The organism is Bacteroidales bacterium, assembly GCA_031275285.1.
In the GTDB taxonomy this organism is placed as follows: domain Bacteria; phylum Bacteroidota; class Bacteroidia; order Bacteroidales; family UBA4181; genus JAIRLS01.
On record JAISOY010000170.1, the window covers coordinates 22,899 to 44,632 of the forward strand.

At 41.0% G+C, this 21,734-nt stretch carries 18 protein-coding genes; 14 read left to right on the forward strand and 4 right to left on the reverse strand.

Annotated features, from left to right (window positions below; translation table 11 throughout):
* Window positions 1–3 precede the first annotated feature (3 nt).
* The gene (locus LBQ60_16985; protein ID MDR2039616.1) at window positions 4–1,044 is read left to right on the forward strand and encodes an alpha/beta hydrolase; all 1,041 of its coding nucleotides are present in this window, start codon (window positions 4–6) and stop codon (window positions 1,042–1,044) included.
* A 93-nt stretch (window positions 1,045–1,137) separates the two neighbouring features.
* Here the strand turns inward: LBQ60_16985 and LBQ60_16990 are convergent, their stop codons facing one another.
* A complete protein-coding gene (locus tag LBQ60_16990; GenBank protein MDR2039617.1) occupies window positions 1,138–1,536 on the reverse strand; it encodes a hypothetical protein in 399 nt (132 codons plus the stop codon).
* A 127-nt stretch (window positions 1,537–1,663) separates the two neighbouring features.
* On the opposite strand from LBQ60_16990, the gene LBQ60_16995 reads away from it, so the two are divergent.
* The 8 genes from LBQ60_16995 (at window position 1,664) to LBQ60_17030 (ending at window position 14,172) form a co-directional block, all read left to right on the forward strand.
* Window positions 1,664–3,805 carry an RNA-binding transcriptional accessory protein gene (locus tag LBQ60_16995; protein ID MDR2039618.1) on the forward strand — a complete coding sequence of 714 codons (2,142 nt, stop codon included), beginning with the start codon at window positions 1,664–1,666 and terminating at the stop codon, window positions 3,803–3,805.
* A gap of 60 nt (window positions 3,806–3,865) precedes the next feature.
* A complete protein-coding gene (locus LBQ60_17000; protein ID MDR2039619.1) occupies window positions 3,866–5,107 on the forward strand; it encodes a glutamate-5-semialdehyde dehydrogenase in 1,242 nt (413 codons plus the stop codon).
* Between the two features lie 129 nt (window positions 5,108–5,236).
* Window positions 5,237–6,325, forward strand: coding sequence for a geranylgeranylglycerol-phosphate geranylgeranyltransferase (locus LBQ60_17005; protein MDR2039620.1), 1,089 nt, complete (start codon window positions 5,237–5,239; stop codon window positions 6,323–6,325).
* Window positions 6,326–6,627: 302 nt separating this feature from the next.
* On the forward strand, window positions 6,628–9,495 hold the full coding sequence (locus LBQ60_17010) for a M60 family metallopeptidase (GenBank protein MDR2039621.1): 2,868 nt from the start codon (window positions 6,628–6,630) through the stop codon (window positions 9,493–9,495).
* Window positions 9,496–9,784: 289 nt separating this feature from the next.
* Window positions 9,785–10,690: a J domain-containing protein gene (locus tag LBQ60_17015; protein MDR2039622.1), complete on the forward strand. Its 906-nt coding sequence runs from the start codon at window positions 9,785–9,787 to the stop codon at window positions 10,688–10,690.
* 18 nt (window positions 10,691–10,708) lie between these two features.
* Window positions 10,709–11,023, forward strand: coding sequence for a chaperone modulator CbpM (locus LBQ60_17020; protein MDR2039623.1), 315 nt, complete (start codon window positions 10,709–10,711; stop codon window positions 11,021–11,023).
* A gap of 32 nt (window positions 11,024–11,055) precedes the next feature.
* On the forward strand, window positions 11,056–11,811 hold the full coding sequence (locus LBQ60_17025; protein MDR2039624.1) for a sulfite exporter TauE/SafE family protein: 756 nt from the start codon (window positions 11,056–11,058) through the stop codon (window positions 11,809–11,811).
* A 126-nt stretch (window positions 11,812–11,937) separates the two neighbouring features.
* Window positions 11,938–14,172, forward strand: coding sequence for a GH92 family glycosyl hydrolase (locus LBQ60_17030; GenBank protein ID MDR2039625.1), 2,235 nt, complete (start codon window positions 11,938–11,940; stop codon window positions 14,170–14,172).
* A gap of 11 nt (window positions 14,173–14,183) precedes the next feature.
* Here the strand turns inward: LBQ60_17030 and LBQ60_17035 are convergent, their stop codons facing one another.
* Window positions 14,184–16,208 (reverse strand): CotH kinase family protein, encoded by a 2,025-nt coding sequence (locus LBQ60_17035; protein MDR2039626.1) that lies wholly within the window; start codon window positions 16,206–16,208, stop codon window positions 14,184–14,186.
* Window positions 16,209–16,501: 293 nt separating this feature from the next.
* On the opposite strand from LBQ60_17035, the gene LBQ60_17040 reads away from it, so the two are divergent.
* From LBQ60_17040 to LBQ60_17060, 5 genes are read left to right on the forward strand one after another with little or no spacing between them, the layout of a single operon-like run.
* The gene (locus LBQ60_17040; GenBank protein MDR2039627.1) at window positions 16,502–17,206 is read left to right on the forward strand and encodes a carboxypeptidase-like regulatory domain-containing protein; all 705 of its coding nucleotides are present in this window, start codon (window positions 16,502–16,504) and stop codon (window positions 17,204–17,206) included.
* A gap of 15 nt (window positions 17,207–17,221) precedes the next feature.
* Window positions 17,222–17,722, forward strand: a complete 501-nt coding sequence (locus LBQ60_17045; protein MDR2039628.1) for a hypothetical protein — start codon at window positions 17,222–17,224, stop codon at window positions 17,720–17,722.
* A gap of 58 nt (window positions 17,723–17,780) precedes the next feature.
* Window positions 17,781–18,509, forward strand: a complete 729-nt coding sequence (locus LBQ60_17050; GenBank protein MDR2039629.1) for a polyphosphate polymerase domain-containing protein — start codon at window positions 17,781–17,783, stop codon at window positions 18,507–18,509.
* A 7-nt stretch (window positions 18,510–18,516) separates the two neighbouring features.
* Complete coding sequence (locus LBQ60_17055) at window positions 18,517–19,224, forward strand: DUF4956 domain-containing protein (GenBank protein ID MDR2039630.1); 708 nt, start codon at window positions 18,517–18,519, stop codon at window positions 19,222–19,224.
* 25 nt (window positions 19,225–19,249) lie between these two features.
* Window positions 19,250–19,921, forward strand: a complete 672-nt coding sequence (locus tag LBQ60_17060) for a DUF2490 domain-containing protein (protein ID MDR2039631.1) — start codon at window positions 19,250–19,252, stop codon at window positions 19,919–19,921.
* A gap of 374 nt (window positions 19,922–20,295) precedes the next feature.
* On the opposite strand, the gene rfbD is transcribed toward LBQ60_17060, so the two are convergent.
* Both rfbD and rfbC read right to left on the reverse strand, forming a co-directional pair.
* A complete protein-coding gene (gene rfbD, locus LBQ60_17065) occupies window positions 20,296–21,162 on the reverse strand; it encodes a dTDP-4-dehydrorhamnose reductase (GenBank protein MDR2039632.1) in 867 nt (288 codons plus the stop codon).
* Window positions 21,163–21,170: 8 nt separating this feature from the next.
* Window positions 21,171–21,728, reverse strand: a complete 558-nt coding sequence (rfbC, locus tag LBQ60_17070; protein MDR2039633.1) for a dTDP-4-dehydrorhamnose 3,5-epimerase — start codon at window positions 21,726–21,728, stop codon at window positions 21,171–21,173.
* Between the last annotated feature and the right edge of the window lie 6 nt (window positions 21,729–21,734).

Below are 21,734 nucleotides of genomic sequence, written 5' to 3' on the forward strand. Positions count from 1 at the left end.
GAAATGAAATGCATAAAACTAGTGGACGGGGAATATATTAATGCCAGATTATGCCTGCCGGATAACCATGCAGGGACGATTGTTTTTTGTATTCCGGGAACAGGTCCCAGCACTTATCTGACCAAAAGACAAACATTCAACTATTATGATGAGCTTGCTAACGGATTTTGTGAACAGGGTATGGCTTTTTTTACTTATAACCGGAGAGGTTGCGAATTGGGGAATGATCCTCCTTTTTTTACTGAAGTTGATTCCGGAAAATATGTAAAATACACCCCGTTACAGGAAGCTGAAGATATTGAAATCATGATAAATTTCCTTACTGAAGATCAAAGGTTTAATAAATGTAAAATAGTATTATATGGAATAAGTGAGGGAAGTATTATCGCTCCGATAGTAGCAGAGAGGGGAAATGTCAGGATTGATGCTTTATTGTTACATGGCTATGCACATGATAATATGTTCGATATTATTAAATGGCAAAACGAAGGCCATGGGGTCATGAACATGGCCAATGCTGTTTTCGATCAAAACGGGGATAAAGCAATAAGCCGTGAAGAATATGAAAATCCCGTAGAACAGCTTTCCGCTTACAGGTCATATTTATTCCGGAATATGCCGTTTGATACCTTAGATGTTGTTAAAAATGGCCTTATCGATGTTCAGGACATCCAGAAAATGAGAGCACCGTTTCATGATCATTTAATGAAATGTATCACAGAGAATAATTGGATGTGGATACGGAGTAATTATTTTAACGTAACACCCCAGTGGTTCAAAGCGCATTTTCGGCTTGAGCCGAATAAGACAAGGCTTCTAAGGGTTAATATTCCTATATATGTTTTTCATGGAGAAGATGATGCCAGTGTTCCGGAAGAAAGCGTACGGGATTTACAATCGAGATTTAATGTAAGTAATAAGACCAATCTTACGGTTCATATTTTCGAGAAACACAATCATGATTTAAATTTCCATGATTGGCTGGTTCATAAAAAATGGTCGGAAGGATTTCAAGAAATTTTCAATACTGCAAAGGAATTATAAATTCTTTATCCGGTCGTGTTGCCCGCAACATATGCCTTAATAAGCAAAAAAAACCGGGCTTTTTGCCCGGTTTTTCATAAACCTTACATTATTTTAGTTCTGTCTTTGCCTTTGTGCCTGGCGTTCCTGCCTTTCTTTTTCACGTTTGGCTTTATCTTCCGTATATTTTTTATACTGGTCTGCAGTCAGGATTTCCTTGTATTTTTTATCCCGTTCCTTATCCATTTCCTGCATTTTGGTCCGCATCGCCTCGCGATCTTCCCTGTTTTCCTGCATCACAGTACTCATTTTCTTGGCCTGTTCCAGTTCGAAAGCTTGTATCTTGGTTTTCTGGTCATCCGTTAGTTTTACCAATTCGTTCAAACGATCCGTCTGCGCTTTGGCACGTTCTTCAGGTGTGCCCATATTCCTGCCGCCGCCCCGGCGCTCCTGCGCTGTTGCAAAAGTAAGTGTAACTACCAATAATGTAGCGATTGCTAAAAACTTTTTCATACGAATATTATTTTTAAGGGTTATAAATGGTAGACCATGTAAAAGTAAAAAGGTTTAATTAGATGTTCAAGATAATTGTTTCGTTACCTGTTTTTGGTTTATTTTGCATTTCAAAAGAATCGGGAAAATGAAGGAATCACATATTTTAGTTATTTCAAAAGAATTAGGATTACAGGAAAATCAGGTACGTAATACGCTGGAATTACTGGCAGACGGAGCGACAGTCCCATTTATCAGCCGTTACCGTAAAGAGGCTACCGGAAGCCTTGATGAAGTCCAGATCGCAGCGATCAAGTCCCGTTATGAAAAGTTGCTGGAGACCGACAAACGCCGGGAAGCGATCCTCCGGTCGATTGAGGAACAGGGTAAACTTACCGGCGAATTGAAATCAAAGATAGAAGCGGCTGAAAGCCTTTCGGAACTTGAAGACCTCTACCTTCCTTATAAACCCAAGCGGAAAACCCGCGCTTCCATTGCCCGGGAGCACGGACTGGAACCTTTGGCCCTCCGGTTGATGAAACAGACGGATAATGATGTGGAAGCCATTGCGCAGAAATTCCTGAATGACCAGGTGGAAACTGTTGAAGATGCATTGCAAGGGGCCCGGGATATCATTGCGGAACAAATGAACGAAAATATTCATGCCCGTGATGCTATCCGTAAATTATTTTCCAGGGATGCCGTCATTTATTCCAAAGTGATCAAGAACAAGGAGAGCGATGGAGAAAAATACCGTGATTATTTTGATTTTTCCGAACCTTTGCGCCGTTGTCCGTCACACCGTTTGCTGGCCATGCTGAGAGGTAAGGATGAGGCTTTTCTCCGGATCAGTATAGAACCTGATGAAGAAAAAGCATTGGATATCCTGAATAAAATATTTGTAAAAGGCCGGACAGAAGCGTCTGATGAAGTAAAAGACGCTGTAAAAGACGGATATAAACGGTTGCTCTGCCCCTCTATTGAAACGGAGTTTGAGGCCCTGGCCAAAGAAAAAGCGGATGATGAATCCATCACTGTTTTTGCGGATAACCTACGTCAGTTGTTGCTGGCTTCCCCATTGGGACAAAAGAATGTTCTGGCCATCGATCCCGGATTCCGTACAGGATGTAAGGTCGTTTGCCTGGATGCCCAGGGTAACTTATTACACAACGAAACCATATATCCTCACCAGCCACAGAGTGAGATCGTTGCTGCCAAACGGAAGATCATGTCTCTGGTTGGTGCTTATAAGATCGAAGCCATCGCTATCGGTAACGGTACTGCCGGACGTGAAACCGAACGTTTTATCCAGAGTATGGCTTTTGACCGTAACATACAGGTCTTTATCGTCAATGAAAGCGGGGCGTCTATCTATTCCGCTTCGGCTGTAGCCAGGGAAGAATTTCCCGAATACGATGTAACCGTGCGTGGAGCCGTGTCCATTGGCCGTCGTTTGATGGACCCGTTGGCCGAATTGGTAAAAATCGATCCGAAATCGATCGGGGTGGGGCAGTACCAACATGATGTGGACCAGAATAAACTCAAAAAAAGTCTGGATACGGTCGTGGAAAGTTGTGTCAACCTGGTAGGTGTGAATCTCAATACATCCAGTAAGCATTTATTGGTCTATGTATCCGGATTAGGGCCACAACTGGCACAGAATATCATCAATTACCGGAAGGAAAACGGACCGTTCCCATCCAGAAAGGCATTAAAAAAGGTAGCCAGAATGGGCGATAAGGCATTTGAGCAATGTGCCGGATTCCTCCGTATTCCCCAAGCAGAGAATCCGCTGGACAATAGTGCCGTCCATCCGGAAAGTTATCATATCGTTGAACAAATGGCAAAAGACCTGAACACTTCGGTCCATGAATTGTTAAAAGAAGAGCACCTTAGGAAACAGATACGTCCGGAGAAATATATCTCAGATACCGTAGGATTACCTACCCTGAACGATATCATGAAAGAATTGGCCAAACCCGGTCTCGATCCCCGGTCACAGGCAAAAGTATTTGAATTTGCACAGGACGTACATCGTCTTGAAGACCTGAAACCCGGCATGATATTGCCCGGGATTGTCACCAACATTACCAATTTCGGATGCTTTGTCGATGTTGGTGTAAAACAGGACGGTCTGGTGCATATTTCCCAGTTGGCGGATAAATATGTATCACACCCGTCGGAAGTGGTGAAGCTAAATCAACAGGTAAAGGTAAAAGTGCTGGATGTTGATATGTCGCGCAGTAGAATCGCATTCACCATGAAACTGGGTAAAGAACAGGCAGGATAATATTGCCTCAATTTAATGTATTTTTGAGCTCACCTAAATATCGATTAAAGATTGAACCATATGGATTATTCTATTATTTTTTCCAAAGTTAAACAGGCTTCCCGTTCTTTTCAGGAATCTGATAAAGTCAACGACTTATTGGTATATCTTGCAGATTTGCTGGAGAAAAATGTACAGGATTTATTGGATGCCAACCAGAAGGACCTGGATAAAATGGAAAAAACCGATCCTAAATATGACCGGTTAAAACTTACGGACAGACGCATCACGGATATTGCCGGCGACATGCGGAATGTTGCCCTGTTACCTTCACCCCTGAACCGGATACTTGAAGAAACAATAAGACCTAATGGTTTACAGATTCAGAAAATATCAGTACCCATTGGTGTGATCGGGATCATCTATGAGGCGCGCCCGAATGTTACCTGTGATGTTTTTTCATTATGCATTAAATCCGGCAATGCCTGCATTCTGAAAGGAGGCAGTGATGCCCAGAATTCTAATGAAGCGATTGTTACGCTGATACATCAGGCATTGGATCATTTTAACATCAGCCCTGATATGATCGCCTTGTTACCTCCTGAACGTGATGCGACCTTTGCATTATTAAATGCCCGGGGATCGGTGGATATTGTCATACCAAGAGGCAGCCAGGGACTGATTGATTTTGTTTGTGAAAATGCCAAAGTGCCGGTCATAGAAACAGGTGCAGGGATCGTACATACGTATTTTGACAAAACGGGTAACCGCGACAAAGGTTCTGCCATCATCAACAATGCAAAGACCCGGAGGGTGAGCGTATGTAATGCTTTGGATTGTCTGATCATACATAGTAAAAAACTGACCGATCTGCCATATTTACTGAACCCATTGGCAGATGCACATGTCATGATCTACGCGGATGAACGATCTTACCAGATGTTAAAAGGACGTTATCCTGCTGATTTATTGCACCCTGCCGATGAAAATTCGTTCGGAACGGAGTTTCTTGATTATAAAATGTCCGTAAAGACAGTCGATAATATTGAAGAAGCGCTTGAGCATATCGAACGTTACAGTTCCAGGCATAGTGAAGCCATCATCAGTGAGGATGCCCAGAATATTGAACTTTTCCTGAACCGGGTAGATGCGGCGGCTGTATACAATAATGTTTCTACCGCTTTTACAGACGGAGCCCAATTCGGGATGGGAGCGGAGATCGGGATCAGTACACAAAAGCTCCACGCACGCGGACCCATGGGATTGAAAGAACTAACCAGTTATAAATGGGTAGTCAGAGGAAACGGACAGATAAGATCATGATGCCGATGATCTGCTTCATATTATAAGTAATATAAAAAATTTAATGTCATATTTGCTGGGTGTAATCCCTTTGATCAATGTGACTTAAGGAAAACAATAAATAGCACTGAGTGCTTAAAATCCAGTCTCATGCGTCCTTTTCTTACTTTAATCCGTCTTCCTAACTTGTTGATCATCGCATTCACGGAATATATGATGCGGTATGCTGTTGTACAGCCTTTGATCCGGCAGTACGGATTTGAATTCCAATTGAGTGATTTTACTTTTTTTTGTCTTGTTGTAGCTACTATATGTACTGCTGCAGCCGGATATGCCATTAACGATTATTTTGATGTGAAAACGGACATGATTAACCGTCCTGACAAAGTAATCGTGGGAAAAAGTATCAACAGGAGAAGGGTGATGATGATCCACATTATCTTTTGTATAGCCGGTATTGTATTGGGTGGCTATGTTACATGGCGGGCAGGAGTTCCCCAATTAGTGATCTTGTTTATCGTTGTTGCCGGAATGCTTTGGTTATATTCGTTTATTTACAAACGGCAATTCCTGATCGGTAATTTGATCGTTTCATTGTTTACATCGTTGGTGCCGATGATGGTGCTATTGGATATTCCTTCGCTGAATCGTGTTTATCGTCAGGAATTATTAGATGCCGGTACCAATCTGAACATGGTTATTTTCTGGATATTCGGATTTTCTATTTTTGCATTTCTGAGTACGCTATCCCGGGAGATTGTCAAGGATACGGAGGATTTCGAAGGCGACAAAGCGTATGGTTGCCGCTCTGTTTCCATTGTGTTGGGAACATCTGCTACCAAATGGATCATTATCTCTATCAATATGGTGATGGTGGTTACGCTCGGATATGTTTTCTGGAAATTCCTAAGATACGATCCAGATGGTACTTTTAATTATTTATCCTTTTTTTACCTGCTTGTACTTATCATTTTCCCCCTTCTCTGGGTAAACCGGAACGTATGCAAAGCCAATGACAGTAATGATTACCGGAAAATCAGCAATTGGATGAAATGGATCATGCTGGCGGGAATATTATACAGTATACCTGGTGTATTGTGTCAACAGGCCAATACTCATCATACCCGTGCCACATCCGGAATTTCCGTACCTAATGATAAACAGGGATATAATCGTACTCCGGCGAATCTATATGATATCGACCAACCTGGTTCTGTAAGTAGCGTTATTGGAATCTGAAATATCTGGTAAAACCAGCAATTAAAGCCAGGGAGGATATTTCATTCATGAAACATGTGATCATGGTGAAAATATGGAAGACTGCTTGAAAATCCAGTGAAAGGAGGAGAAAATATCCTTTTGAAAATCAATCATTAAAAATCATATCCTCGAATAACTACTGATATACCGGCCTTTGATCCGGAATGGGGATTTATCATTTTGTGAAATCAATAATATATATACATTGCCGCATAATTATATTGATTATACCAATTTTTAATTTCCCATTGTCAGTTTTCAATTATTTAAATATCAGCATTATGAGAAATGTAATAAAAAAAATACTGGGACTTTTCCTGTTATCTGTGCTTCTTTCATCTACCCAATGTTCAAAAACCAACGAAGATCGTCCGCCGGTTCTTGAAGTGGAACCAACTGCTGTTTCTTTTGTGCAAAAAGGTGAAACAAAAACCGTGGTTATTGTTGCCAATAATGAATGGTCTGCCGGTATTCCCAACGAAGCGAAAGAATGGCTATCATCATCCGGATCGGATAATTTATTATCAATAACCGCCAGGGAGCATACAGGGGATGATATCCGGAAAACAACAGTTACCATTACTTCGGGAGGCCTTTCCGAAAACGTAGATATCACGCAGTTCGGGCTTGCTGCCGGGATTATTCCTTCTATATCTGTGCTTCAAATGGATTATGAAAAAAATACTTATGAATTGTTGGTCTCCAGCAATGTAGCCTACAAAGTAGTGATCGATGATGATGTTGATTGGCTGAAGGAAGTGAATGTTCCTGATAGAAAAACTTCTGGCCTCACGGACAAAACTCATTATTTCGAATGTACCCCTAATTATACCGGAGCATTACGTGAAACAACCATTGATTTTATTCAAACCGATGGGGAAATAACGGCCACGGTAAAGGTACAGCAAAAATCTTACGGTTCGGAACCGGATCCATCATTACAAGGTGATATCAAAATACCTGTGAAGAATGCGTGGGCCAGCTCAGCACATGGACAGGATCCGGTAACGAAGGCCATTGATGGCGATATGGAAACGATATGGCATTCTACATGGGGTACTTCGACATGGCCTATTACTGCCGTATTTTATTTTGAAAATGCAGGTGAGATGGACTACCTGATTTATTATCCACGCTCTGACGGCGGCTCTAATGGAAATTTCAAAGAATTTAACCTGTATATATCCTATAAAGAAAATCCGAACCGTGATGCAGCAGCAGATTGGGAACTTTACGGACAATATGACTTTTCCGGAAGTGCTTCACCAACAGACATTACTTTTAGCCCTGCATTGGAAAATCCGACAGCTATTAAATTTGAAGTACTTTCGGGTACGGGTGACAATGAAAACGGCTTTGCCAGTTGTGCGGAAATGGAATTCTACAGGAACAACCCGTTAAGTCTTGACCTGAGCCATATTTTTACGGATCATCTTTTTTCCGGAATAAAACCGGGAATAACAGAGTCAGATATATTAAATGATTCCGAGATACCGCCTTTTTTCAAAAACCTAGCGCTTCAGTTATTAGCCGGGAACTATTCTCCGTTCCGTATCCAGGATTACGAAGCCTATCGTCCGGTTGCCGATCTGGCCAAAGAATTTAAAACCAGTGAATACAATAAATATGAAAATCCGACAGGTATATGGATGGAAGAGGGGAAAGAGATGTATGTATTTGTTGATGATACCCGGGGAGAGAAAGTCAGCCTGATCTCGCGGAATTGGACTACCGACCAGACAGGGAATTATCTGCTGAAGACGGGGATGAACCAGATCAAACCTACTTCCACTGGACAAGCCTATATCAGTTATTTTACCGGGAATTATAAAACTGCTTTACCCGTCAAAATACATATTGCCGGAGGGAAGATCAACGGTTATTTCGACCGTAACAAACATACCGCTGAAGAATGGCAGGTCATACTGAATGACGCGGCAGGTGACCACCTCGATATCGTGGGTAATTATACCAATTGTGTATTTCATATTCCTTCATTGAAAACCAATTGTCCGAGGGATGGGATGAGGCTGATCCAATTATATGACGAGATCATAGAAATAGAGTTCGAACAAATGGGATTATTCAAGTACCAGAAAGTTCCCAAAAATCATATGCTCGGAAGAAATATGCCCAGCGGTTACATGCATGCAGACGGATTGGGAGCGGCATTTCACAACAATACCATGAACAGTGTCGGAAATCCGGATGTTATTGTAACCGGAGATAATAGTTGGGGTATTGCGCATGAATATGGCCATGTAAACCAGATAAGGCCGGGTTTGAAATGGGTCGGAACTGCCGAGTGTACCAATAATATCTATTCTTCTTATATCCAATACTTGTTGACATCAAAATATGCAACCCTTCACCTGAGGCTGGAACATGAAAATTGCCTGGATATTGAAGGGGGAGAGAAGGTGATTGGAGGCAGATTCAATTCCCATCTTCATTATGGAGTCCTCAAAGGTAATAACTGGTTGTTCCAGCAGGGTCAGGACGGAACAAGCGATCATTTTGTCAAACTGGTTCCGATGTGGCAGCTGAACCTGTATTTTAAAGTGGCAAAAGAAGCTCCATGGTACCGTCCTGACTGGTTTGGGGATATTTGTGAAGAAACACGCACTACAAATGATGCCGGCTTTACAAATGGTCAGCATCAGATCAATTTTATGAAACGTGCCTGTAAATATACGAAAACCGACCTGATTGATTTTTTTGAAAAAGCAGGTATGTTGAAGCCGATTGACGTGGAAATTGATGATTATGGAAAACAAAACCTGAAAATTACCCAGGCCATGTGTGATGAAGTGGTGAAATATGTCCGTGACAACGGGTGGCAAAAACCGGATGGGATCATCAATTATATTAGTGGCAATACCATTAAAATATATGAAAACAGATTACCGGTACAAGGTGTTATTAATCAGGGGATAAATGGTTCGGGTACATCACGGGTCGTCTCTCATCATACGTGGAAAAACGCCGTAGTTTATGAAACCTATGCCGGTGAAGAGGTGGTAAGGATCACAATGGCCGGAACAGGGACCACTGATAATTCATCCACTAAAGTGCCTTATCCGGCCGGCGCAACGAAAATCGTGGCTGTAGCATGGGATGGAACCCGTACAACGGTGTATCAGCCTTAAAACAAATACGGTCGCCATGGTGTGTTAGAATGTTATGTGAAAAATCCTGGCCTCATGCTGATCTGGAAGGGGGTAGCGTGAACTTTGAACTTTGAACCCGGAACATTGGACTTTTTCGGTCTGTCTTTATCATGAATACTATAAACTTGCTGTGATTGAGCACTGATCATATCAGGTAAGGAATATTTTTATGGAATTTGTCTTTCAAAAATATAAAATGAATATCTTTGTTTCAGCAACCTAAAATAAGGATGCATAACCAGAGATGAATGTGTCATAATTTTATACTATGGCTTTTATAGATTATTACAAGGTATTGGGTCTCGATAAAAATGCTTCGGAAAGCGATATAAAGAAGGCATACAGGAAACTGGCCAGAAAGCACCATCCGGACATGAACCCCAATGATCCGGAAGCGGATAAAAAATTTCAGGCCATTAATGAGGCGAATGAAGTATTAAGTGATCCTGAAAAAAGGAAAAAGTACGACCAGTATGGAGAGAACTGGAAACATGCTGACCAGTATGAGGAAGCACGTCGCCAGCAGTCTTATTCCCAGCCGGGTGGGGGAGGAGATTTTTGGTCTACCGGGGATTTTTCAGGAATGGGTGCCGACGGATTTTCCGATTTCTTTGAGTCTTTGTTTGGAAACAGGGGATCCGGTAGAAGCAGTCACCGGAGTAACTCTTTCAGGGGGCAGGATTATAATGCCGAATTGCATCTGGCTTTCCGGGATGCAGCAACTACCCATAAGCAGACATTGGAAGTGAACGGTAGAAAAATACGTATTACCGTGCCTGCCGGGATTACCAACGGGCAGGTCATCAGGTTGGCCGGGCAGGGAGCTCCGGGCGCCAATGGCGGACAGGCAGGAGACCTCTATATAACGTTTGTGATTGCAGAAGATCGGGAATTTAAGCGGGCCGGGGACGACTTGTATGTAGATGCGCCGCTTGACCTTTATACTGCGGTGCTGGGAGGGGAACAGACGGTGGATACCCTGCAGGGAAAAGTGAAAGTGAAGGTGAAGCCTGAAACCCAGAACGGAACAAAGGTACGGCTTAAAGGGAAAGGGTTTCCTGTATACAGGAAAGAAGGACAATTCGGGGATCTGATTGTCACTTTTTCTATCAAAATCCCGACAGGATTGACCGACAAACAGAAAGAACTCTTTGCCCAATTATCCAAGTCTTAACAAAAACCTTCTTAAGTTATGCAAACCGATTTAATCATAGCTAGTGAGTATTGTCAGGAGTTCCATGTGGAATCTTCTTTTATCGAGCTTCTTGCAGATGAAGGGCTCATCGAATTGCAGATCGTAGAAGGTGTGTCCTATATCCTGACAGATCAAATACCCGATCTGAACCGGTATGTTCGCTGGCATTACGACTTATCCATCAATATTGAAGGAATAGATACGATCAGGCATTTATTGCTGAAAATGGATGAAATGCAGCTGGAGATATCCCGGTTGAGACAACAACTGGCCTTGTTAGGTACTCCTGATTCCAGAATAGAAAATTGGTAATTACCTGTATATTCCCGGTATAATTGGATTTATTGGATTATCTTTTTCCCTATCAGTTCTCATTATGGCAATGGGGGGTAATCATATTTTGTGGATTGTGTATCGGCATGTCCAAGACAGGGATCAATGGACTGGGAACCGTTGTTGTTCCGGTATTGGCCCTGATATTTGGTGCAAGACTTTCTACAGGGGTGTTGCTTCCAATGCTTTGTGCAGCGGACTTATTTGCTGTGATTTATTATCGGCGCAATGCGGAATGGAAATACATCATCCGGTTGCTTCCGTGGGCACTGGCCGGATTTGCCCTGGCTATATTTACAGACCACTTGATACCGGAAAAAGGGTTTAAAATACTTATCGGGATATGTATCCTTTCAGGGCTGGTGGTGATGCTTTGGAACGACCGTCATCGCAGAGATGCAGTGATCCCTTCGACCTGGTGGTTTACCGCTTTATTCGGAATAGCAGGAGGCTTTTCAACCATGATTGGAAATGCAGCAGGGCCTATTATGTCTGTTTTTCTTCTTTCAGTACGGTTACCAAAAAAATCTTTTGTAGGAACAGCTGCCTGGTTTTTTTTAATTGTGAACTACCTGAAACTTCCTCTTCAGTATTTTGTTTGGCACAATATTTCCGCCGATAGTTTATTGTTTAACCTGACTGTCTTACCTTTTATTGCGGTGGGCGCCTGGATGGGAATTGTTTTCGTGAGAAAAATTTCAGAGAAAAATTACAGGTTAGTCGTGTATGTACTGACATTATTATCCACGTTGTTATTATTTATATAGCAGCAACAGGAAAATAGGCGAATTCTTAAGATATTTTGTATCTTTGGCAGGATGGGATTTTAATCCTGACCAGGATTAAAAATAAGAGAGGCCAATACTTTATTTTATTATTTTAACTGAGATTATATGAAAAATAATTTTTTTGTGTTCATCCTTCTGTTTTGCCTGGTTGGGTGTACGGTAAATAAAACTACGGAAAAAGAACTTGTCGACTATGTAAATACCCGAATAGGCAATATAAGTATTTTGCTGGTACCTACTTTTCCGACCACGCATTTACCCAATAGTATGTTGCGCATGATCCCGCCTCATACGGAATTTGTGACTGACCGTATGCCGGGTTTACCGTTGAATGTTCCTTCACACAGGCAGGGAGATGTTTTGCATCTGATGCCTTTTTGCGGTTCTTCCGATCCGTTGCCGGTCAATATCCAGTATCGTTATGATCAGGAGATATCTACGCCATACCGTTACTCTGTCTTACTGGATGATTTTGATATTTATGTAGATTTTGCGCCGGCTTCGAAATCGGCCATCTATACTTTTACCTATGAAAAGGAAGGTCCCCGGTATGTGATGCTTCGTACGGTGCGTAACGGGGAGCTTAGTATTGAAAAAAATGTAATGACCGGATATGAAAATTACAGGGGTACCAAACATTATTTCTATCTTGAATTTGAACAATCGCCGGTGGAAACGGGAAAGGTAGAGGCAGGAAACCGTTCTGTTCCTTATGCCCGTTTTTCCGATGAGGTAACAACCGTGAAATTAAGGTATGGGATATCCTATATCAGTGTTGAGCAGGCAAAAAAGAACCTTGAAAAGGAGATCCGGGATTATGATGTAGCGAACCTGGCCCAGCAGGCCCGTTCAGTATGGAACAAAACACTTGGAAAAATAGAAGTGAAAGGAGGTACGGAAGATCAGAAAACAACTTTTTACACCGCTTTGTACCGCGCCCATGAACGGATGATACACATATCTGAAGATGGTAAATACTATAACGGTTTTGATGGAAAAGTACATGATGACGAAGGGATTGCTTTCTGGACAGATGATTGGATCTGGGATAACTACCATGCGTTACATCCTTTGCAAACGATTTTAAATCCGGCTGATCAAGCGGAAAAGATGACTTCCTATATCCGTATGTGCGAACAATCTCCTGAGAAGTGGATGCCTACTTTTCCAGGTGTTTTTGGAGATGCGCATTGTATGAATGGTAATCATGCTGCAGTCATGTTTATTGATGCGTGGAACAAAGGAATTAAATTTGACCTGGAAAAAGCATTCGAAGGAATGAAAAATACGGTGATGACCGAAACCATGATACCCTGGAGAAGGGCGCCTAAAACAGAACTGGATGATTTTTACCATAAAAACGGCTGGTTTCCGGCATTACATCCTGATGAAAAAGAGACAGTGGCACTTGTCGATGCTTTTGAACAACGCAATGCCGTTGCAGTGACACAGGCTGCTTCGTATGATGATTGGAGTATTGCACAAATGGCAAAACATCTTGGAAAAAAGGAGGATTATAACTTCTTCATCAAACGGGCGTTTAATTATCGCCATCTTTTCAATAAGGAAACAGGTTTTTTCCATCCTAAAGACAAACATGGAAAGTTCATAGAGCCTTTTGATTATATTTTCTCGGGAGGGATCGGATCCAGGGCCTACTATGATGAAAATAACGCCTGGACATATATATGGGATGTACACCACAATATTGCTGATCTGATCGATCTTTTCGGAGGCCGTCAGCCTTTTATCGATAAATTGGACCGGTTGTTTGTCGAAGACCTGAAAATATCGAAATGGCAGTATTATGCAGTGCAGCCTGATGCCACCGGAAATGTCGGGCAATTTGTCATGGGAAATGAACCCAGTTTTCATATACCTTATTTGTACAATTATGCCGGACAACCCTGGAAAACACAAAAAAGAATCCGGATGCTGATGGAAAGCTGGTTCAGGAATGACCTGATGGGTATCCCCGGTGATGAAGACGGAGGTGGAATGACGGCTTTTTATGTTTTTTCAGCCATGGGCTTTTATCCTGTGTCGGCGGGAATACCTGCCTATAATATCGGAAGTCCTATATTTGAAGAGGTGACCATTCATCTGGATAACGGGAAGAAGTTTATCATCAAAGCTCCCGGATCATCATGGAGCAATAAATACATTATATCAGCCAAAATGAACGAAAAATCACTGGACCGGCCATGGTTTGTCCATGATGATATTGTCAGTGGTGGTGTTCTTGAGCTGGAAATGGCAGATCGTCCCAACAAGCAATGGGGTATTGCTCCCGATGCTGTTCCGCCATCAGAGGGAATAGAGATAAAATACCTTGAATAATATCATTCCTTTTACGGAACAATGCATTTAAATGTCTGGTGTTTTCCGGATGAGTTGGTGGATCGAATGAGATATAGTCCTCTGTTCAGGGAAACGGAAAATTGATGGTCGGAAGTATGTTTGCTTGAAATAAGGCGTCCGGTGGTATCAAATACTTCGATTTTGACAGGATCCGTCAGCCCTTTAAGATAAACAGTATTGTAATCTACCCAGACAAACGTATCGATACCGTATTTTTCTTCAGCAGAAGTAGTCGGACCGGGATCCGGGTTAGGGTCTGGATTAGAATCAGGCTGGTAATTTAATTTCTTATCCATCCATTTTATCCGTTCCCTGATATAGTTCTTCACATTGTTTACTTCGGCCTGATAACTTCCTAAAGCTTGTGAGTTCTGATGTACCATTTTATTCAATATATCCCAGCGCATAAAGTTAAGCATTTGGGATTGGTTCATTTGTTCGGCATATTCATCTACTACCTTTAACAGGGCTTCTTCTGACAATATCCCTTTATCCCGGTAATGGGAATATACAGAACGCAACTGATTCTGGAATAAAATGTCGGAGAATATCCTGTTTACCAGATCTCTTGCCCCGGTTGCCGCGCTTCCTTTACTGTTATATATCCATGCCGGATTGCTGTTGATAGGGAAGGTCCGGTTGTCGTTTTCGTAGGCAAGATCGAAATCCCATACCGGGCCGAAGCGGAATATATCTTCGTTCCTTTGTTTATACATATACACGCTCCAATAGGTATCTGTATTTCCACTTATTTCGCCTACCAGGAAATGCCGGATGAAGGTTTCCATATCCAGATATTTTCTGTAACCGTTATTTGGATCCCTGAAATTACTGGAAAATAATGCACTTTCCATGGCTTCAAAGTGTGATTTAATATAACTGCTTTGTGCGCTTACAATCTCATCATCTTTCGGATATTGAATGGTGACCGGGATATTTTTTAGCTTAGAGTAAAACTTTGATGTTTCACCCGAGGCATATGCGTCGATTTCTATCAGATATCCTCCAGAAAGTTTGGGTAGGGAAGTATCTGTTTTTTTCATCTTTTCCACTTCGACACGTTTATCAGCTACTTCAATCTGGTCACAAAGTTGATAAGTCCCTTTGTATTCGCCGTTTAATAATACATCTACCGCTACTCCCGCAGGTGTGTAGGGCATTTCCAACCGTCTGCTCAAATCAAAAGCCAACAGGTTTCTCATCAACGTTTTGTCACCATAATTATTGATCAGGGTCCAGTTCTTTTCTTTAGCCGGGAGTCCCAGTAAACTAGCTTTTTCATATAACTTCATCCGGTAGGGTTTTTTGGGAAAATTCCAACTGGCATTTCCACGACCCCGGATGTTGAGGCTATCGGTGTATATTTGGGTTCCGTTTTCAGATATAACGGATACAATTCCTTTCAGGTATTTTTCCTTTTCAACAATATCATCTGCATTGGTTGTATGGATGCTGATGGTTGGCAGGTTAGTGATCTGTATTAATTTTGAATCATCTCCCTGTCCCGGATGTCCGTAGAATTCGATTTCAGCGATATTACACCTGACGTCATTCGGTCCGACATACCTGACATACCTGAATCCTCTGGAGCAGTTGATACTTTGTGCCGTCATCCGGTTGTCCTCAGGGCGTGACGATATCATGAATAAAGGTACGGCATCACCGAAATCGGGGTGATTGGCCCCTTCAAAGACACCCAGTACCAGTCTCTTACCCCATTCCGGTCGTGGACAATAGGCGATTTGTGTGATGATGTGTTTTTCACCCAGATCCATTCCAGCCCATCCTCCGCTTCTCTGATAAGTAGCAAACATGTTTTGCAGATCCCCGTCAAAAGCATTGGCAGCTGTATTGACCGTATAAGACTGTTGCCCGGTACTATAATCTACACATTCAGCTGTCCCGATAATCCTTCCGTTGAGTTTTTCCGGAGTATTCTGTCCCTTTATACCCAATATCGAACCAGCAGCAATCAGGAAAATGATTAAGTTTATCTTGCTCAAGGATCTGCTCATACAATCATTTTTTTGTTCAAGTATACAATTTTTTTTCGTATTTTTAGAAAATACAAGTAATATAAAACAATTAATGTTATACTTCCTGAACGTAATCAACTTTCTCAATGTGACTTAATGAAATAATAAATAGCACTGAGTGCTTAATTAGTTATTGGATCAATTAATGATCAGGATGAGTAATATGATATACTTTCATACAGTTTGTTACGTCAATTTTTTCAGACCTGTCTTTCTGTGAAAAAAATATTTATATTTGCTTGTTTTACAAAGAGCATCAAAATGATATTTGTATGAGGAATATTTTTTATGTACTGTTATTATTTTTAGTCACAATATCTTCGTGTAATAAAGATGAGGGACCGGGAGGTTCTTCTTCCATAGAGGGTTATGTCTATAATGTTGTTCATAGGGATGACAATTTTTCTTTTACTGTGGATACTGTTCCTGCAATAAAGGAAGATGTTTTTTTGGTATTTGGTGATGATGGATATTTTGGTGATGATGTGGAAACCGACAGGAATGGCTTATATAGGTTTAATTATCTGAGAAAAGGAAATTATACCGTTTATGCTTATTCCGAATATGCCGATGGTAGTAGGGATGCTATTAGTAAAGATATAAAGGTCCGTTCAGGTACGGAACGTGTTGAAAATATATATATTCACACAGGGAAAGCCAATGGAACCTCTATGATCAAAGGTTCCGTTTATATGCATTATTATGATAAAGGATCAAAAGTAGATGAGGGGCCGGCTATATCGACCCGTGTCTACATTAAGAATTTTGGAGAGGAAACCCACTTTGATGATGTTCGTGTGGGTGATCAGGGGGTTTTTATCTTTCAGAAGATACTACCCGGTAAATATGAAATATGGGTTCCTACCGAAGACCCTGATACGGAAAAACTATCTCCTGTCAAGATGGAGATTGAGGTGGATGAGACGGGTAAAATTTATGAGTTACCCAGGAGATTCGTGATCATAACAACGGTATAAGATTGATAAAATAACATGAAGAAAATATTTTGCGCTATTGTTACGCTGCTTCTATGGATAGCTTTGTTCGATATAGATGCCCAGACGCCGAAAAATATACCGGAAGGACATAAACAGCAACCGGACACAAGTGTTCAATTGCCGCAGCGTGAGATTAAAACATCCTTCCTTACTACTGAAGAAAAGAGAGACAGGAGGAAGAATCTGGTAGTAAAAGAAGTGAATACCGACAGTAAAGGTAAGCGGCAATGGTTGGATCATTTGACAGTATGGGACGAAAACGGGCTTAAGCTGGAAGAAATTGAGTATGCTGTTTATGGCCAGAGAGAAAGGGTAACTTTTGAATACGATGAGAACGGGAAATGTATCAGGGAAAATGTATACAATGATAAAGATAAGTTGTACCGTATCCGGAAGTATGAATATAATGAAGCCGGGAGAAAGAAAATACAATACAATTATAATCCTGATGGGAAATTATTTTCAACAAAGATTTTTGAATATTCATATAAATAACTGCAATAATAGAGTATAGAAGCAAATGCTGACCAGGATAAATACTGTCTTAAATGATATGGAATCGATCACACTTGATGAAATGTCAGGTATCCGTTTGATGGACCGGATAGATATGAAATTTGTATCTTCTATATCTGTTCTCCCTCAGCTTTTAGATGAAATGCTTCCATACTTTAAGGTACAAGAGGTCGATAATCAGCGTATTTCTTCTTATGCCACACAATATCTGGATACATCAGGCCTTGAGATGTTTGTCATGCATCAGAACGGAAAGCTTAACCGGCAAAAGGTAAGGATCCGTTCCTATGTTGATTCTAACCTGTCTTTTTTGGAAGTGAAAAATAAGAACAATAAGGGCAGGACGAGGAAGATGCGGGTTCCGGTGAATATGACCCATATTAATTCTGTGAATGATTTAGGAGATGAAAGATGTTTTCTGGATGAAAACTCGATTTTTCAGACTTCCGGATTGAAGCCGACTTTGGCAAATGAATTTGAACGCATTACTTTGGTTAATGACCGTAAAACGGAACGCATCACCATAGATATTCATTTATCATTTTACAATTATCAGACAAAATGTAAGGAAATACTTGATAACATGATGATCCTGGAGTTGAAACAGGATGGATGGCAACAGTCTGATTTCAGGGATATATTGAACAGGTTACGTATCAAGCAGTTCTCTTTTAGTAAATATTGTATGGGAACGGTTTTAACCAATCCGGATGTTAAATATAACCGGTTTAAAGGTAGATGGACTTTAATTAATAAAATTATATAATACACATATGATTCAGGCAGATTACGATCCGGAGATTGGTGCAGAATATGCACAGGAATTGGCAGGGAAAGGATTAACCTTTATGGGGGTCGATGTTTTTGATCCTACTAATTTTTGGATGTTGTTGATGCGTTTTGCGTTCAACTTATTGATATGTTGGATCATTATTCAGTTTTTTTATTACAGGAAAAGCCGGAGGAAAGATTATTATTTTACATTTATGCTTTTTGGGGTAACCATATTCTTTTTGCTTTTTCTTTTACAAAGCATTCCCATGCAAATCGGTTTTGCATTGGGACTTTTTGCCATTTTCGGTATGATCCGGTATCGAACGGAAACCGTACAAATCAGGGAAATGACCTATCTGTTTGTGATCATCGGGATTTCTGTTGTTAATGGTTTGTCGATGGATGTACCTTATGCATCCGTAATTACGGCTAATGTTCTTTTTGTCGTGATTATATGGATACTTGAAAGCAATAAGTTCCTGAAACATACTTCCAACAAGATCATCCTTTATGAAAAAATACAATTGATCAAACCTGAAAATCAAACAGAGTTAATGGAAGATCTGAAAGAGAGGACAGGTTTGGATATCATTAAAGTAGAAGTTGGTCATATTGATTTCCTGCGTGATGTGGCATATCTTAAAGTATACTACCATCCGGATTCTGATGAGATCAATACCATCGATAATATTACCCGGTGGACATGATTTATTTTTGAATAATCAATATATTGTGTTTCGTTTATTACTTTTGATTTTACTCTTGTTTTCTGTCTCTGTGATTGCTCAACAGCGGGAAATGGATGGGGGAGCCTGTTTGGCTGTAGAAGTCAAGAAAGGAATAACACGGAATTTAGATTTGTCTGTTGAAGAAGAAGTACGCCTGATAACGAATAATACAGGTTTTAACAGGAGCATGACCACTTTAGGTGCGGATTATTCCCTGTTCAATAGAAGAATGAAAGTTGGGTTGTATTATTGTTATATGTATGTGTACAATAGTGATTTTTATTATGAAAGCAGACACCGTGTTTATCTTTCTTTATCCTATAAGCAACCTTTGGGAAACTTTATTTTAAGTTGGCGGGGAAGGTTGCAAAGGACTTACCGGAATGAAAATAAAGGTGAGTACAAGGTCAACCCCAAATATATTTTGAAAAATAAACTGGAGCTTGAATACCACATCTTAGGTTCCCGATGGAGGCCTTTTTTATCCTGTGACCTGTCTAACACCATAAATGATCCGATAGTGAATGAGATATATAGGGCCAGGTTTCAGGGTGGAACTAATTACCGCCTGAGCAGAGCTACTTCTTTGGATCTTTTTTTGCGTTTTGATGAATATTTTTCCGGAAAGGATCCCCGGGTCTTTTCTATCGGGGTTGCTTATAAAGTTAAATTATAGTACTAACCGACCATACAAAAGGGAATATATTAACCTAAGTTCTACTTAAGGATAAAGATTAATTATGCACCGAATAAGGATAATATCACTTTCCGTTCGCAAAGTGGCCGGGCTATTTTGCCCGTAAATAATTGCCTGAGGCACCTTATCGACGCTAAGCTGTTTGAGCAAAGCCGTTAGGCGAACGGCGAAGCCCTCACGACCGGAGGAAGTAACCGAGTTCTTAGCGTCAAGCCGTTTTTGATTCTTTTTGCGGCATCAACTTAGGTGAAGCCGATCTCATGACCAAAGGGAATAAAAAGAATGAAGAATCAATCACTTACGGTATTTCGATGAACATTGATTATGTTCGAACGCACATTAGTTTATTTACGCTATTTATCCAATAATTTTGATAAGCATTTTTCCAGACTGTCCTGCCAATGATTGATCTTTATACCGTATGCCGTCTTGATAGCAGTTTTGTTAAGGACGCTGTAATATGGCCGGGTGGCAGCAGCAGGATAATCTTTTGTCTCGATAGGTTGCACCATGCATTTTAATCCGGATAACCGCATGATTTCATGAGCAAAATCGTACCAGCTACATACGCCTTCGTTAGAAAAATTGAAGACCCCAAGTTTCATTTGGTTTGCAGCAGCTTTTTCAACAATAACCATAATGGTGGCTGCCAGATCTGCAGCATAAGTGGGGGTTCCTACCTGATCGGAGACAACATTTAATACTTCCCTTTCTTTTCCCAACCGTAGCATGGTTTTCACAAAGTTATTCCCAAATGAGGAGTATAGCCAGGATGTCCGTATAATGATGCAGTCAGACACCGTCAATGCGGCTGTTTCTCCGGCCAGTTTACTTTGTCCGTATACTGAAACCGGCGCTGTAGGATGATCCTCTTTATACGGTAGATAGGCGGTGCCATCATATACATAGTCGGTAGATATATGGATCAATTTTGCCTTCCTTTGAATACAAGCCCGGGCCAGATTCTCTACTGCTGTCGCATTAATGGAAAATGCCGCTTTTTTATCTTCTTCGGCCTTATCAACGGCTGTATAAGCCGCACAATTGATGACTATTTCTATGTGATGCTGCAGGAAAAAATGTTCAACAGCTGCATAATCAGTAATATCTAACTCTTCCACATCAGTGAAAAAGAAATGATGTGGGATATGCTTTTCCGACAATAACCGGAGTTCATTACCTAATTGCCCGTTGGCTCCCGTAACTAATATTTTACTCATAGTCAAGGTTATTCAAAGGTAAAATCACTGTCTATCTTACTTAATTCCGGTAATGAACGGTCCTTATCAGAAATCGTGGCCCTGTTCATATCTACTTTCCAATCAATATTCAGTTCCGGATCATTATAGATAATTCCACCTTCTGAGGCGGGATGGTAAAACTGATCGCACTTATACATGATCGTAGCCTGCTCGCTTAGCACTGAAAAACCATGGGCGAATCCGCCCGGAATATACAACTGTCGTTTATTATCTGCAGATAATTCTGTGCCCATCCATTTGCCGAATGTTGGTGAACCTTTGCGCAGATCCACTACCACATCATATATAATACCATCAAGTACACGTATCAGTTTGGTCTGTGCATGGGGATTTTTCTGGAAATGTAATCCCCTTATCACCCCATATTTTGATGATGATTGGTTGTCCTGGCAAAATATTGTTTGGATTCCAGCTTCGGATAAGGCTTTCTGATTATAACTCTCGAAGAAATATCCACGGGAATCACCAAAGACTTTCGGCTCTATAATTTTTAACCCGGGGAAATCAGTTTGAATAATATTCATAAAAGC